At 49.2% G+C, this 15,972-nt stretch carries 12 protein-coding genes; 10 read left to right on the forward strand and 2 right to left on the reverse strand.

Annotation, left to right across the window (positions count from 1 at the left end; translation table 11 throughout):
• Window positions 1–35 precede the first annotated feature (35 nt).
• Window positions 36–1,556 (forward strand): RsmF rRNA methyltransferase first C-terminal domain-containing protein, encoded by a 1,521-nt coding sequence (locus BN3656_RS10135; RefSeq protein WP_347460955.1) that lies wholly within the window; start codon window positions 36–38, stop codon window positions 1,554–1,556.
• Here BN3656_RS10135 and BN3656_RS10140 read toward each other — a convergent pair.
• A complete protein-coding gene (locus BN3656_RS10140; protein WP_066547494.1) occupies window positions 1,519–2,439 on the reverse strand; it encodes an RluA family pseudouridine synthase in 921 nt (306 codons plus the stop codon). The genes BN3656_RS10135 and BN3656_RS10140 overlap by 38 nt on opposite strands.
• Window positions 2,440–2,597: 158 nt before the next feature.
• Between BN3656_RS10140 and BN3656_RS10145 the strand changes: the two genes are divergently transcribed.
• The 4 genes from BN3656_RS10145 to BN3656_RS10160 all read left to right on the forward strand — a co-directional run bounded on the left by BN3656_RS10145 (window position 2,598) and on the right by BN3656_RS10160 (window position 9,420).
• Window positions 2,598–3,962: a D-alanyl-D-alanine carboxypeptidase family protein gene (locus tag BN3656_RS10145; RefSeq protein WP_081422928.1), complete on the forward strand. Its 1,365-nt coding sequence runs from the start codon at window positions 2,598–2,600 to the stop codon at window positions 3,960–3,962.
• A 148-nt stretch (window positions 3,963–4,110) separates the two neighbouring features.
• A complete protein-coding gene (locus tag BN3656_RS10150) occupies window positions 4,111–6,414 on the forward strand; it encodes an SH3 domain-containing protein (RefSeq protein ID WP_066547496.1) in 2,304 nt (767 codons plus the stop codon).
• A gap of 65 nt (window positions 6,415–6,479) precedes the next feature.
• Window positions 6,480–8,036, forward strand: a complete 1,557-nt coding sequence (locus BN3656_RS10155; protein ID WP_081423004.1) for a cadherin-like beta sandwich domain-containing protein — start codon at window positions 6,480–6,482, stop codon at window positions 8,034–8,036.
• Between the two features lie 181 nt (window positions 8,037–8,217).
• The gene (locus BN3656_RS10160; protein ID WP_066547501.1) at window positions 8,218–9,420 is read left to right on the forward strand and encodes an FprA family A-type flavoprotein; all 1,203 of its coding nucleotides are present in this window, start codon (window positions 8,218–8,220) and stop codon (window positions 9,418–9,420) included.
• 7 nt (window positions 9,421–9,427) lie between these two features.
• Here BN3656_RS10160 and asnB read toward each other — a convergent pair whose 3' ends face one another.
• Complete coding sequence (asnB, locus tag BN3656_RS10165; protein ID WP_066547504.1) at window positions 9,428–11,278, reverse strand: asparagine synthase (glutamine-hydrolyzing); 1,851 nt, start codon at window positions 11,276–11,278, stop codon at window positions 9,428–9,430.
• A gap of 188 nt (window positions 11,279–11,466) precedes the next feature.
• Between asnB and mobB the strand changes: the two genes are divergently transcribed.
• The 5 genes from mobB to BN3656_RS10190 all read left to right on the forward strand — a co-directional run bounded on the left by mobB (window position 11,467) and on the right by BN3656_RS10190 (window position 15,965).
• Window positions 11,467–12,585 carry a molybdopterin-guanine dinucleotide biosynthesis protein B gene (gene mobB / locus BN3656_RS10170; protein WP_081422929.1) on the forward strand — a complete coding sequence of 373 codons (1,119 nt, stop codon included), beginning with the start codon at window positions 11,467–11,469 and terminating at the stop codon, window positions 12,583–12,585.
• A gap of 25 nt (window positions 12,586–12,610) precedes the next feature.
• Entirely contained in the window at window positions 12,611–13,636 is a 1,026-nt protein-coding gene (locus BN3656_RS10175) for a low specificity L-threonine aldolase (RefSeq protein WP_066547511.1), read from the forward strand.
• A 208-nt stretch (window positions 13,637–13,844) separates the two neighbouring features.
• Window positions 13,845–14,240, forward strand: coding sequence for a GntR family transcriptional regulator (locus BN3656_RS10180; protein ID WP_066547513.1), 396 nt, complete (start codon window positions 13,845–13,847; stop codon window positions 14,238–14,240).
• A gap of 29 nt (window positions 14,241–14,269) precedes the next feature.
• Window positions 14,270–14,941 (forward strand): UvrB/UvrC motif-containing protein, encoded by a 672-nt coding sequence (locus BN3656_RS10185; RefSeq protein ID WP_066547516.1) that lies wholly within the window; start codon window positions 14,270–14,272, stop codon window positions 14,939–14,941.
• Complete coding sequence (locus tag BN3656_RS10190) at window positions 14,925–15,965, forward strand: ATP--guanido phosphotransferase (protein ID WP_066547519.1); 1,041 nt, start codon at window positions 14,925–14,927, stop codon at window positions 15,963–15,965. The genes BN3656_RS10185 and BN3656_RS10190 overlap by 17 nt, the downstream gene beginning before the upstream one ends.
• The last annotated feature ends 7 nt before the right edge of the window (window positions 15,966–15,972 follow it).

Genomic DNA, 15,972 nt, shown 5'->3' on the forward strand with positions numbered 1-15,972 from the left:
AGCCCGGTTTTTTTAATAAAATATAAGGAGAACGAATGATGATCACATTGCCCGAAGCCTTTAAGAAGCGTATGAAAGAACTGTTTAAGGATGAATATGAGGCTTTTGAAGCCAGCTATGAAAAAGAACGGGTTCAGGGCCTGCGTTTTAACAGCTTAAAATCGGTGGAGGGACGGAAGATAGGCTGGGAAAAAGAAGCTGTACCGGGGCTGGCCGCCTTAATGGAGAACCGGCTGGGAACTTCTCTTACGCCGATTCCCTGGGTGAAGGAGGGGTACTACTATGAGGCGCAGGCCCGTCCGGGCAGACATCCGTTCCATGAAGCCGGTGTGTACTATATACAGGAACCCAGCGCCATGGCTGTGACAGAGCTTTTGGATCCTCAGCCCGGAGAGCGTATTTTGGATCTGTGCGCTGCTCCGGGCGGAAAATCCAGTCATATAGCATCACGGTTAAAGGGAAAAGGCTTCCTTCTTTCCAATGAAATCCATCCGGCCAGGGCAAAGATCCTTTCCCAAAATATGGAACGTATGGGCGTTTCAAATGGCGTAGTGGTAAATGAGGAGCCTTCCCGTCTGGCGGCGGTGTTTCCGGAATTTTTTGATGGTATTGTGGTAGACGCGCCCTGCTCCGGAGAGGGTATGTTCAGAAAGGATGAGGAAGCCGCAGAACAGTGGAGCGAAGAGCATGTAAAAATGTGTGCGGCCCGTCAGGAACAGATTTTGGCTCAGGCGGCCAGGATGATAAAACCGGGGGGACGGATCGTGTATTCTACCTGTACCTTCGCCCCGGAGGAAAATGAAGGTACGGTATTAAATTTTTTGAAGTGTCATGAGGATTTTTATCTTGAACAAACAGAAGGATGCGAGAAATTTTCTCATGGAAAGCCGGAATGGGCAGGGTTTGGAGATGCTGAGGAAAAATCACACGAGGAAGAGGCTGCAATATACCATCTGGAACGTACATTCCGTCTTCTGCCCCATTGTCTGGAAGGAGAGGGACATTTTATAGCGGTAATAAGGCGCAGAGAGGAAATTGAACGTAAAGAAGCAAAAAGAACGTATCCTGCTTATCTGGACCGCAGAAGGAACAGGGATGTATTTTCTCTGTTGGAAGCATTTTTAAAGGAAAGCCTTGCTGATGGAAGCTCTTATCTGAACCGGGCAGAATATGTGATGTTTGGAGATCAGCTTTATCTTCTGCCGGGTGAGATGCCGGATCTGAAAGGATTGAAGGTGCTACGGCCGGGACTCCATATGGGTACCGTGAAAAAGAACCGGTTTGAACCATCCCATGCACTGGCCTTATCGCTGCTTCCGGAGGAGGCAAAAAGGGTGTACAGGATGGAGGCGGACGGAGAAGAAACTGCCGCTTATTTAAGAGGAGAGGCACTTTCCTGCCGGATGGAGAGCTGGCCGGGCAATGAGAAAGGCTGGGTTTTGATGTGTGCAGAAGACTGGAGCCTAGGCTGGAGCAAGCTTTCCGGGGGCTGTCTTAAGAATCATTATCCCAAAGGCCTCAGACGGATGCAGGCGTCTGCGCACCCTCAGAAATAAGGGAAGCCATGTCATCCGGAAGCGGTGCGAAAAAGGTCATGGGTTCTTTGGTAAGAGGATGGATAAAGTCAAGACGGAAGGAGTGGAGCGGCTGCCGGTTTATAAAGCGGTAATCAGGATGGTAGAGAAAATCTCCGGGAAGAGGGTGGCCGATATGGGCCATATGAACCCGTATCTGGTGGGTTCTTCCCGTGTCCAGTCTCAGGCTGATATAGGAAAGACCATTTTTGCTGTTGTAGGAAAGCTTTGTAAAATGGGTACAGGCATATTCGCCGTTTTCAAAGTCTGTCTGGCGCATGATGGTAGAGCCGGGAACCCTTGCGATGGGGACTGTGATGGTTCCTTCGGGGGGAAGGTTTCCGCAGACAACTGCCCGGTATTCCCGGCGGATCTGCCGCTTTACCATCTGATCGGAAAGGATACAGGCGCTTAACATATGCTTTGCAATGATTAAAAGTCCTGAAGTATCACGGTCCAGTCGGTTAATGGCCCGATAGACGATGGGTTCGCCCTTGGACTGATAGTACCAGGCTACGGCATTTGCCAGAGTGTGTTCAAAATGGCCCTGGGAAGGATGGATAGGGACGCCCGGAGCCTTATTTATGACCAAAATATCCTCATCCTCATAGACAATGGAAAGGGGGAGCGGGGAAGGGATGATGTGTTCAGAACTTTCTTCCTCTATAAGCGTGACGCAAAGAAGCTCTTTTTCCTTTAATATATGGGTTGTATAGGCTGTTTCTCCTTTGATGGTAAGTCCAAGAGACGTATTTCTCAGATGGACGATCAAACGGTGGGAATAGCCTCTTGTCCTTAAAAATTCTTCTATGGTCCGGCCGGCGTCCGCACCGGAAATAAGATAGGACAGACTTCGTTTTATCATGCATTCAATCCTTTCTGTCGGGTTTGTATTATTTTGTTTGGGAAAGCTGTGTTTCCAGATGCACTGATGGTATCATAACAGAAGGCGTATGCAGATGCAAGAATATGTAAAGGATTTTGCGAATAGGATAGGAGGAAGGAACCGGGGAAAGTGGCGGCATGAGGATAAAAAAGGAAAAAACGCAGCAGCGGGGCTGTATCAGACGGATCCTGGCAGGACTGTGCCTGGCGGGACAGCTGGGACTTGCGGCAGGGCTGTGTCCGGAAATCGGGCAGATACAGCGGTCTGGGATCATACAGGAAAAAGGGGTTATGTATACGGCTGCATCCGGTGGGGCAGCGGCGTCATATGAGGCGGCAGCGCTGCCAAAAGAGCAGAACGATCCAAAGCTTTCCCTGCACGCGCAGTCTGCTGTTCTCATGGACGGCCTTACCGGACGGATCCTTTATGGGAAAAATGAGAATGATATCCGCCCTATGGCCAGTACGACTAAGATTATGACCTGTATTCTGGCATTGGAGGCCGGAGGACTGGATGAGTTTGCAGAAGCTTCGTCTAATGCTGCAGCCCAGCCACAGGTCAGACTGGGGGTAAAAAAGGGGGAGCGCTATCAGATCAGAGATCTCCTTTATGCTCTGATGCTGGAATCCTATAATGATGCGGCAGTGATGATCGCAGAAAAAACAGCAGGCTCCACAGAGGAATTCAGCCGCAGAATGAATGAAAAAGCTGAGAGCTTAGGATGCAGGGATACCTGGTTTATCACTCCCAATGGTCTTGATAAAAAGGAAGAGGATGAAAACGGTACAGAGCGGATCCATTCTACCACAGCGGCAGACCTGGCTCAGATCCTGCGTTACTGCATTACACAGTCTCCCCAAAAAGAGGAGTTTTTAAAGATTACCAGGACGTCAGATTATTATTTTACAGATGAATCGGGAAAAAGGGCCTTTTCCTGCAGAAACCACAATGCCCTTCTTACCATGATGGACGGTGCGCTCACAGGAAAGACCGGATTTACAGGAGGCGCAGGATATTGCTATACAGGGGCTCTTTTTCGGGACGGACGCTTGTATATCATCTCGCTTTTAGGCTGCGGCTGGCCGCCCCATAAAACATATAAGTGGGCAGATGCCAGAAGGCTGTTTTCATATGGTCTGGAGCAATATGAGCTTACGGATATTTTTAAACCGGAACCGGAGCATACGATCTGTACAGAGGGCGGAATCTGCTGGGGTGAAAATCCCGAAGGAGTTCTTCATGCTGTGATGAAGCAGGAGGAAACGGACAGCCGTCTTGAAATCCTATTAAATAAGGAAGAAAAGGAAGAGATCAGACGGGAAGTTACGCTTCCAGAACGTATCTTTGCGCCTGTAAAGAAGGGAGAACTCCTGGGAAACATTCAGTACAGTCTGGGTGACCGCAAGCTGGGGGAGTATGGCCTGTATGCAGACAGGGATATAGAAGCGCTTACAGTGCCGGCAGCCTGGAAACATATTTGCGGGATGTTTTTTATTTTTTAAACTTTTCTTACAATTCAGCTGCATTATGTGAAGTTTTTGCGTTGCAGTTGACATAGAGCAATATTTGTCATTATAATAAAGAAAATGCCGTAAAAGGGTTTCTTGACACAGTCTTTTATGAAAAACAGGACAGGAGATACATATACACATGAAGGTTAAAAAATACAAAAGGGGTCTTGCGGTAATGCTGGGTCTGGCACTTGCTGTCCAGCTTCCGGGAGCAGTTCCGTTTCATCCGATGGATACCTATGCTTATACGGGAGCAGCCACAGTGAAGGCCTCCTCTTTAAACGTTCGCAGCGGGGCCGGAACCGGTTATCAGGCCATAGGCCGTCTGGCTGCGGGAGCATCCATTCAGGTTTTGGGAGAACAGCGGGGGACGGATGGGAAGACCTGGTATCAGATCCGTTTTTCCGGTACCGGAGGTACAGAACAGACGGGATATGTATCTGCTGAATATGTGCGTCTGCCTGTATCCTATACGACGGATTCGGACTTTGAAGCAAAACTGAGCGCGGAGGGCTTTCCGGAAAGCTATAAAAATGGCCTGCGCCAGCTCCATGCCCAGTATCCGAACTGGGTGTTCAAGGCCAAAAAAACAGGGCTGGACTGGAACACGGTAATTGAAAATGAAGCCCTCCTGGGCCGGAATCTGGTTTCATCCGGGAGCATTTCCTCCTGGAAATCCGTAGAGAGCGGGGCCTATAACTGGGATAACAGTACATGGACCGGCTTTGACGGCAGCAACTGGGTGGCAGCTTCTGAGGATATCATCAGGTACTATATGGATCCCAGAAACTTTCTGGACGATACCTATGTATTCCAGTTCCTTTCCCATGAATATAACTCCTCCACTCAGACAAGAGACGGGCTTGCGAAAATGGTAGAGGGCAGCTTTCTTTCCGGTACTACGGATTCCACAGGAACAGGAAGCAGCACAGGGAGTACAGGCGCTTCTGGCCCGTCCGGTTCTTCTGGCAGCTCAGGCGGTGTTTCCAAGGATGGCCCCGGGCGCAGCCAGGGAAAGGATCAGGATGTAAATCATGGCCCCGGCGTATCGGGAAGCAGCAGAAACTCAGGCAGTCCGGCAGGAAGTACGGGAGAGGTAAGCTTAGAGGCGCCCCATGCTTCTGTAACACCCAGAAACCATAATCTTGTCATGACCGGTATTGGCGTAGGGGAAGCGCCGGGAAGCAGTTCTCAAAATACGGGTGCACCTTCCGGTTCGTCCGGTTCTAACGCTCCGTCTTCTTCCGGCAGTCCAAACACAGGAGGACCCGGCGTATCATCGGGAAGCGGTGGAAGTGACTCAAATGTAAGTGTGGGACAGGCGCCGGAAAGCGGCGGACAGGCCTCTGGTACGGGTTCTTCCCAGACATCCGGTCCATCCGGCAGTTCTTCCTCTCAGAATGCAGGCTCTTCCAGCGGCCCCTCTTCCTCAGGAAGCTCATCCGGAACTCCCTCTTCCAATACGGGTTCAGGAAGTAAGCTGTATGTGGATATTATTATGGATGCGGCAGCGCAGTCGGGAGTAAGTCCCTATGTGCTGGCAGCCATGATTCTTCAGGAGCAGGGAACAAACGGCGGCTCCCCACTGATTTCCGGCAATTATTCCGGCTATCCGGGATATTATAACTTCTTTAATGTAGAAGCATATCAGTCCGGCTCCATGTCCGCCATACAGACAGGCCTTCGCTATGCGTCTCAGTCCGGTTCCTACGGACGCCCGTGGAACACAGTGGAAAAATCAATTATCGGAGGCGCCCAAAATTACGGGGATAATTATGTAAAAGCAGGACAGAATACGTTTTATCTGAAAAAGTTTAACGTACAGGGTTCCAATCTGTATAAGCACCAGTATATGACAAATATCCAGGGTGCAGCCTCTGAGGCGGAGCGGCTGTCCAAGGCATACAGCAGCGTAAAGGATTCTGCTCTTGAGTTTCAGATCCCGGTTTACAACAATATGCCGGAAACAGCCTGTGCAGCTCCGGTAGGCGACGGAAGCCCGAACAATAAGCTTTCCAGCCTGAGCGCTGAGGGCTACAGTCTGACGCCTTCCTTTGGAAAGGATACAGAAAGTTACAATCTGATCGTAAATACGTCTGTTTCCAGCATTCAGGTTAATGCAGCTGCCGCTGATTCAAAAGCGTCTGTTTCGGGAGCAGGAAGTATTCCGTTAAATGGATCAACCACAGATATTGCGATTACGGTAACTGCTGAAAATGGAAGCGCAAGAACCTATACGATCCATGTGGTAAAGCAGGACGGAGGGCCTGTATCCTCTGGCTCATCAGGAAGTGCAGGCTCGCCTTCTAGCCCCGGTTCCTCTGAAGGCCCGGGAGGAGGAAACGGTTCGTCCGGCCCCGGTTCATCAGGAGGTTCCGGAAATTCGGGAGGAGGAAACACTCCCGGTGGCAGCAATGTGACAATTGTGGGCGTAAGCCCTTAAGCCGCAGGATAAGCGCAGGAAACTGCGATGGAAAAGAAATGAAATAAGAGAAAGCAGGAATGATCATGATAAAACGAATAAAACAAGGAGCGGCGGCGCTGCTTCTCATGTGTGTGATGACGGTGCTGCTGCCATGGTGCGGCATCACAGCCTTCGCCGCAACGGCGCGGATCGCATTTTCCGATCCGTCTGCAGCTGCAGGCAGTGAATTTACTGTCAGAATGAAGATATCAGGCAGTGAACCCTTATCTACGGCAGATGTGATGCTTTCCTATGATGCAGCCAGCCTGGAATTTATCGAGGGAACCAATACGGACGGCGGAAACGGAGCTCTCCGGGTTCATGGAGATGCAGGAGCAGGCGGCGCCTCCACACTGGCCTATGAGCTGAAATTTAAGGCGCTTACTGCAGGCACCTCCCAGATCACGGTTAAAGAGCAGGAAGTTTATGACGCGAATTCCAAGCTTGTTACAGTGGATCAGCAGGGACAGTCGAAGGTGACAGTGACCGCAGAGGAGGGGGCTTCTGATAATGCTTCTTTGAAATCCTTAAAGGTGTCCCCCGGCACCCTTTCTCCGGAGTTTTCAGCAGATGTGGACACTTACAGCGTGAAAGTGGGTACGGATGTTGATCAGCTGATCGTCAGCGCAGAAACGGCAGACAGCAAGGCGGCTACGCAGGTTTCAGGAGCAGAAGGCCTTCAAATGGGTGAAAACCGCGTCACGGTAAAGGTTACTGCACAGGACGGACAGGCCTCAAAAGAATATGTGATCGTAGTTACTAAAGAAGAAGGCGGAGCATCTGCGGACAGCCAGACCTCTTCTGCAAATGAAGCCTTTGAGATGCATGTTTCCAGACGTTCCTTTACTGTGATGGAGCCGGATGATACGGTAGAGGTGCCGGAAGGACTGGTTTCTACCACCATTACCATTGACGATCATAAGGTGACCGGATGGGTATGGGGCGATGAGGCAGAGCATGAATACTGCGTAATTTATGCCATGAATGAGGATGGAGAAAAGGGACTGTACCGATACGATTTAAAGAGTTCTGAGCGTACCATCCAGCGATATTTTGCTGACAGCTCATCTACCGCGGTATCTGCGGAGACATACGAGCTTTTAGCCGGACAGTATGATTCCCTCAGAAAGGATTATAATCTGTTCCGTACCCTGCTGATCGCAGTGATCGTGATTGCTCTTGTATTGGTTGTTCTTCTTATTGTGTCCCTGACAGGAAAGAAAGACAGAGGAAGAAGAGAACGGATTTCTGAGCGGAAGGATGAGACAGGGTCCAGACCGCAGAAGGAAGAGGCACCATTACACAGCCGGAAAGAAGAAAGAGAGAAGCTGATCCCGGATCCGTTTGAAGAGGAAGAAGCGGAAGAGATGGAGTATATCGTTGAGGAAGATCAGGGTGACACATCGGAAGAAGAACCGGCTTCCAAGGAGGAGGACGACTTCTTTGACACCATAGATCTTTCCTTTGAGGATGAGGAAGAAGAACCGGAACATGAAACGGCAGAGCCTGAGCCTAAGGCTCCCATCCGTCAGCTCCATCCGCGTCTGTCATCGGAGGAAAAGCGGGAAGATGGCGATGATTTTGAAATTTTTGATCTGTAAATAGGATTTAGCCCCAAATGTAAGGATATGTCTTTACTTTTGGGGCTGTTTTTATCGGAAACCGGTTTAAAAATCCTTCTGTTCGGCAAATAATACAATGACATTTAAAACAATTTGTGCTATACTGCCTACGGATTAAATTTGTGTATATTTTAACGTCCATTGGAAAGGAAGATTAGAGATGTACTGTATTAAAAAGATTAAAGATGATTTATTCTGGGTTGGCGGGACAGACCGCCGTCTGACTTTGTTTGAAAATGCATTTCCAATCCCCAGAGGAGTTTCTTACAACGCATACGTTTTAAAAGATGAAAAAACGGTTCTCTTTGACACGGTAGACAACGCCATCGGCGACCAGCTGTTTGAAAATCTGGAAGCTGTACTGGAAGGCCGTACGCTGGATTATGTAATTGTGAATCATATGGAGCCGGATCATGCGTCCACGCTGTCAGAGGTAGTAAGACGTTATCCGGAAGTAAAGATCGTATGCAATGCCAAGACAGTTGCTATTATCAAGCAGTTCTTTGATTTTGACATTGATTCCCGGGCAGTGATCGTAAAGGAAAACGATACCTTCTGCACCGGAAAGCACACGTATACATTTGTTATGGCTCCTATGGTTCACTGGCCGGAGGTTATGGTTACCTACGATATGACAGACAAGATACTGTTTTCCGCAGACGCCTTTGGTACCTTTGGCGCTATGAATGGAAATATTTTTGCGGATGAAGTGAATTTTGAGCGTGATTGGCTGGATGACGCCAGAAGATATTATACAAATATCGTAGGAAAGTTTGGTGCTTCCGTTCAGACGCTGTTAAAAAAGGCTGCCGGACTGGATATCCAGATGATCTGCCCGCTCCACGGCCCTGTATGGCGTGAGAATATCAGCTGGTATGTGGACAAATATCTTACCTGGAGTAGCTACGCGCCTGAGGAAAGGGCAGTTATGATCGCCTACGGATCTATTTACGGAAATACAGAGAATGCGGCCAATATTCTTGCCTGCAGACTGGCGGACAGAGGCGTCCGCAATATTGCGGTTTATGACGTTTCCTCTACTCATCCGTCCGTTCTGGTAAGCGAAGCCTTCCGCTGCAGCCATCTGGTATTTGCTTCCGTAACCTATAACGGCGGCATTTTCACAAATATGGAGCGGGTGCTGGGCGACTTAAAAGCACATGCGCTTCAGAACCGCACCGTAGCCCTAATGGAAAATGGTTCCTGGGGCCTCATCGCTGCAAAGCAGATGAAGGAAATCATTTCTACGATGAAAAACATGGAGATCCTGGAGCCCTCCTTAAGCATCAAATCCAGCTTAAAGAAGGGACAGGAGGCAGAAATAGATGCGATTGCAGATGCGATTGCAGCTTCTGTTCTCTAATCCATCGTCATAGCTTAAGGGTTATGCGGTAATGACTCAGCCAGAAGTTGATCTGGATCAGATAAGCCATCATCTGCGGGCCTGCCATGAGCTGGCCGTACCAGGGCTTTCCATAGTCAGAGGTCATCTGAAGGAAACGTTCCGTCTTTTCTCTGTCTAAAAATTCCATAACAGGGGAAGAGGGATCATGGATTATTTCACGCACCTGTTCTGCGAGCAGAGCTTCATAGTGTGTATCATATGTTTTGGGATAGGGGGATTTTCTGCGCCATAATACTTCTTCGGGAAGCAGTCCCTTGGAGACATGGCGCAGGAGACCCTTTGCCGTATGATCCTTTGCCTTCAGTTCCCAGGGCACATTCCAGAGATATTCAATAATCCTGTGGTCGGCAAAAGGAACTCTGGCTTTTAAGCCGGAAAAATCAGCGGCCCGATCCATGCGTTCTAAAAGAGTACGCATAAACCAGTTCAGATTCAGCCAGACAATTTCCCGTTGTCTGGCTTCTTTTTTTGTATCCTCTTTGCAGACGGGGAGATGGGACAGGGAAAAATCGCAGGCGCTTTGTACATATTCCTCCATATGGAGCAGTTTAATTATTTCATCCTTCAGCAGCGCCTTTCTGGGCGACAGATCCATCGTCCAGGGAAAGCCGTGAAATTTAAGGCAGTCTTCTTTATAAAACCAGGGATAACCTCCGAAGATCTCATCGGCACATTCACCTGTGAGCGCCACGGAGCTGGTATTTTTTACCATGGAGCAAAAGTGCAGAAGGGAGGCGTCGATATCTCCCATGGCCGGCAGATCGTGAGCTAAAACGGAATCTGTAAGGCGGCTGGCTAAAACAGTACTGCTGCATTCCAGATAATGATGATCGGTATGAAGGCAGCGGACCATCTGTTCTGCATAAGGACGGTCCCTGGAGGGCTGGAAATCGTTGGACTGAAAGCAGGCGTCATTTTCCGTAAAGTCAAAGGAGAAGGTGGTAAGGGTCTTTCCGACCGCTGCACATTTCCTGGCGCAGACGGCAGATACCAGGCTGGAATCCAGCCCGCCGGATAAAAAGGTGCATACCGGTTCAGCAGAGTCCAGCTGACGGCTGATAGCATCGGTGACTAAGAAGGAGGTTTTTTCTACGGTCTTTTCCCAGGAGTCACCGTGGGGATGGCTTTCCAGCGTCCAGTAGGGTTTTTCCGTTTTTCTTTCCGGCGTAAGGATCAGGACATGGCCGGGAAGCACCTCACGGATGCCGCAGAAAATACCGCAGCCTGAGGATCTGGCAGGCCCAAGGGAGAAAATTTCGTTTGCGCCTGTAAGATCCAGTTCCGGTTTGATTTCGGGCAGAGAAAGGAGGGAGCGGATACGGGAGGAAAAGGCCAGCTCACCGTCTTTAAGAACGGTGTAAAACAGCGGTTTTGAACCGATCCTGTCTCGAAAGAGAAGAAGCGTCTGACAGGCTGTATCACAGATGGCAAAGGCAAAAATACCGTTAAGCCGTTTTACAAAATCCATTCCCCATTCCAGATAACTTTCCAGAAGGATTTCTTTATCTGAGGAGGATTGAAAGGAGTGCCCCAGATGTTTCAGTTCTGTCCGAAGCTCGTTGGAATTGTAAAGTTCTCCGCAGAAAGCCACGGCCACAATGCCTGAACCAAAGGCTTTTGAGATAAGGCTGCTTGCGGTTTCTGGCTCCGACGGCCCGGTTTCTGAAAGGCAAATGCAGGAAGAGAGCCACAGCCTTGTCTGGCCCTTTCCGTTTTTCTTCAGGGAATCTCCCATAGCGTTCAGGCGCTCCTGAAAATAAGCTCTGTTGTTTAAGTACACCCCTTCCGGGTGGAAAAAACCTGCAATTTTGTACATTCTCTGTCCTCCGGGCAGGAAATAATTTCAGTAATCATAATATGCAATATACGGCTGCAAATTGACAGAAAACGGGAAAAACGAGAGAATGAAAGTCTTGATTTTCAACCCGGAAACTGATATGCTTAATCATCATAGTGCCTGATCGCTGGCTTTTTAGCTGGCAGCCGGGGATAGGAGACGAAATTATGAAATGGGGCTGTGTTCTTTTAAAAGGCGGCAGAGGAAGCCGTATGGGATACAGAGATAAGTCAGAGCTCATATGGAGAGGACAAACCTTCGGTTTTCGGATCAGACAGGAGCTGGAGCAGCTTGGTATACCCTGTTTTCTTTCAGAGGCAGAAAAAAGCAGCCCAAGTGAAGATGCCGGAAACAAAATGGCTCTGTGGAACCCTGTTTTGGATCAGATTCAGCAGGCAGGTCCCATGGGAGGGATTGTGTCCTGTCTTAAGGCCTGTCTTTTAAAGGACAGTTCCATGGAAGGCCTGTTTTTTGTGTCCTGCGATCTGCCATTTTTCAGAAAGGAAATGGCTGTCCGTCTGGTAGCTGCTTTTAAAGAGGGAGATGACGGGGTTATGTGGCGCACACGGGACGGACGGCTCCATCCCGTCTGCGCTTTTTACGCCAAAAGCGCCCTTCCGGTGATTGAATCCTGCCTGAATGAGGGGGAGTTCCGGATGAGGACGCTGTGCAGCAGACTGCGTATGCGTATTCTGGATACAGAAAAGGAACACATTCCCGATACCTGGTTTATGAATATAAACCGTCCGGAGGCGTATGAAGCGCTGGAAGATAGAAAAAGGCCTGCAGTATTGGCGGTAAGCGGCAGTAAAAATACGGGAAAAACGACGCTTACAGAAGCACTTGTAAGAGAACTCTCCAAACGTGGGGTGAAAGTCGCCGTGATCAAGCATGACGGTCACGATTTTACCCCGGATGTTCCCGGAACGGACAGCCATCGCATGAAGGCTGCCGGGGCTTTTGGAACGGTTGTTTATTCAGAAAAGAGGTTTTGCGTGGTCAAAGAAGAAACAAAGCAGGCAGAAGATTTCATTGCCTGTTTTTCAGAGGCGGATCTGATCCTTTTGGAGGGGCAGAAACATTCATCCTATCCCAAGCTTGAGACCATGCGCAGAGTCATTTCAACAGAGCCTGTATGCAGACAGGAGACCGTACTGGCTTATGTAACAGATTTTGGAGGCGGAGGGATACAGGGAAAATGGGATGAGACGCCGGTGTATCCATTTCAGGATATGGATCGGATTTTAGAACTTGTTATAAAGGTTATGGATGGTTGCAAAGGATAAAATCATAAGAAAAGGAGAGAACGATATGCTGTCATTTGAAAGTGATTATACAGAAGGGGCCCATGAGGCCATTTTAAAACGTCTGGCGGAGACAAACCGGGAGCAGACTCCGGGGTATGGAGCTGATCCCTACTGTGAAGCTGCAAAGGAAAAGATTGCCGGAGCCTGCCGCTGCCCGCAGGCAGATATCTATTTTCTTACAGGGGGGACTCAGACCAACCAGACGGTGATCGATTCTCTTTTAAAGAACTATGAGGGTGTGATCGCTGCCCAGACGGGTCATGTGAATGTCCACGAGGCAGGGGCAATCGAGTTTACAGGCCATAAGGTTCAGGCTCTGCCTCAGAAAAACGGAAAGATAGAGCCGGAGACGTTACGGGCATATATGGAGGCGTTTTATAAGGATCCATCCCATGACCATATGGTATTTCCGGGCATGGTCTACATTTCCCATCCGACAGAGTTTGGAACTCTTTATACGAAAGCAGAACTGACAGCTCTGTCTGAAATCTGCGGCGAGTACGGGCTTCCTCTGTTTTTAGACGGAGCCCGCCTGGGATATGGCCTGATGAGCCTGGATACGGATGTGACGTTAGAGGATATCGCCAGACTCTGTGATGTGTTTTATATCGGAGGCACGAAGGTAGGAGCACTGTTTGGGGAGGCTGTGGTATTTACAAAAAAGAATGCTCCCAGACAGTTTGTTACCTTAATAAAGCAGCATGGAGCGCTGCTTGCAAAAGGGCGTCTTCTGGGGCTGCAGTTTGATACTCTGTTTACAGATGGGCTGTACTTTGAAATTAGCCGCCATGCCATTCAAATGGCAGAGCGTTTAAAGAAAGGACTTCGTGAAAAGGGCTGTAAGTTCCTTATTGATTCACCTACAAACCAGCAGTTTGTGGTACTGGATCAGGATACGATCCGGCGGCTGGAAGAACAGGTGGCGTTCAGCATCTGGGAGCCGGTAGATGAAAACCATACGGCTGTGCGTTTTGCCACCAGCTGGGCTACGACGCCGGAGATGGTGGACGCGCTTTTGGAGCTGCTTTAAAGAACAGGAGCAGGGCAGGAATAAAATATCTGCAGAAATGAAGGGATCCGTCAGGAGCCAGAAGTTAGTGGTTCTTGACGGATCTTTATTTTCCTGTTATAGTAAAGACGGCAGGTGTTATATTGCCTGTAGAACAGATATAACGTTGATGCTCAGGCTGCGGCAGGTCCGTTCCGATTAGAGTCATAGAACGAAAGATGGTGTGCGTATGGTATTAAAGATTGATTTTAACAGCGACGAGGCGATTTATATCCAGCTTCGCAATCAGATCATCATGGGGATCGCTACAGATATGATACGGGAGGGGGATACGCTGCCCTCGGTGCGTCAGATGGCCGATCATATCGGCATCAATATGCATACAGTAAATAAGGCATATTCCGTTTTGCGCCAGGAGGGGTTTGTAAAGCTGGACCGGAGAAAGGGCGCTGTTGTCTGTCTGGATATTGATAAACTTCAGGCCATTGAGGAGATGCGCCAGAATCTGGATGTGGTTTTGGCCTGTGGTATCTGCCGGGATATTTCCCGGCGGGAAGTCCATGAGCTGGTAGATCAGATTTATGACCGGTATACAAGACCTTGTGCAGACGAAGAAGACCTGTAAATGGGCAGGAGCCCGGATGGAGGAGCAGTATGTTATGTGAAAAATGTAAGATACGGGAAGCAAATATAAAATATACGGAAATTATTAATGGAGTGAAGACAGAGCACAATCTTTGTTCTCACTGTGCCAGGGAAATGGATTTTGGACAGTATGGCGCTGTGCTCGACGGGGAATTTCCTCTGGGAAGGCTTCTTTCCGGCCTTTTAGGGCTGGAAGAAGATGAAGAGGATACAGATGAGAGGGCGGCAGTGGTCTGCCCTACCTGCGGCACCAGTTTTGACGATTTTGTGGAAAACAGCCGGTTTGGCTGTCCGGACTGTTATGGGGTGTTTGACCTTTTTATAAATGACAAGATCAAACAGCTTCAGGGAAGTGAAAACCATAAGGGAAAGCATCCAAAATTCAGGAGCAAATTTGAAAAAGAGCACCTGGATGCGTTAAAAGCGCCGGAAGAACCCATAAAAGGGCAAACAACTTCGGAAGATAACCGTATCGATACTGATCCCGGGAAAGAAAAAACGGCTGTGTCTGCAGAGGAAAGCCTTCAGGTGGTGCGTCTGCAGAAAGCCTTAAAGGAAGCTGTTTCTAAGGAGGATTATGAGAGCGCGGCCCGGTATAGGGATGAGATCCGTGCTTTAAAAGCAAAGGCAGCCGAAGGCCGGGATGAGAAGGGAGGCAGGACAGATGAGCCGATGGTATGAAGGAATCCGTGAGGAAAGCTCCAATATCATTTACAGCCGGATCCGTCTTGCCAGAAACTGGGATGAATATGTGTTTCCCTCCCGGTTAAGTGAGCAGGCGGCCTCTCAGGTGACAGAGCAGTTAAGAGAGGGGCTTAAAGAGGCGAAGACTGGAGAGCATCCCCTTTTGTGGAATGATCTGGCAGCTATGAACGGAGCGCAAAAGCAGGCTTTAAGGGAACGGCGTATTTTGAACCGCACAGCAGTGGAGAAGAATGGTTCAGGCGGCCTGTATTTATCAGAGGATGAGAGCTGCAGCCTGCTTTTAGGGGCAGACGATCATATCCGCATCCAGTTTCTCGCGCCTGGGCTGGATTTGGAGGATTTGTGGAAGAAAGCAGACCAGATGGATGATTTTATCAATGAGCGTTTTTCCTATGCATTTGATGAAAAATACGGTTATCTTACTACTTTCCCCACCAATGTAGGAACCGGCTTAAAGGCCTGTGTAGTGCTCCATCTGCCTATGCTGTCTCAGGTACGCAAATTTCAGAGCATCGTAGGCGACATGGGAAGGCTTGGGACGGCGATACGGGGGCTTTACGGGGAAGGAAGCGAAAATTACGGAAATATGTATGAGCTGTCCAATCAGAGAAGCCTGGGACAGTCGGAGCGGGAAATCATCGAGCAGGTGGCAAAGGCAGCCGCTCAGTTAAACAATCAGGAGCTTCGGGTTAGGAATGCTGCTTTAAATGCCAGACGGCTGGAGCGGGAGGATGAAACCTGGAAGTCTTACGGCATTTTAAAATATGCCAGAAGGATCACGGAAAAGGATGCCAGGATCTTTTTGTCCCAGCTTATGGCGGGAGAGGAAGACGGCGTTATTTCCTTTGAAAAGGAGAGAAGCTTATACAGCCTGATGATCGGCATCAAACCGGCCAATCTGGCGTTGTGGGCCAGTCGGCCTCTGGATAAGGAGGAGGCCGACTGTGTGCGTGCCGCATACATCAGGGAACGGCTTCCCAGGATGATCGAAAGCGCATAAGGAGGAC

Origin of the sequence: Clostridium sp. AT4 (assembly GCF_001517625.2) — a bacterium.
GTDB lineage: Bacteria > Bacillota > Clostridia > Lachnospirales > Lachnospiraceae > Enterocloster.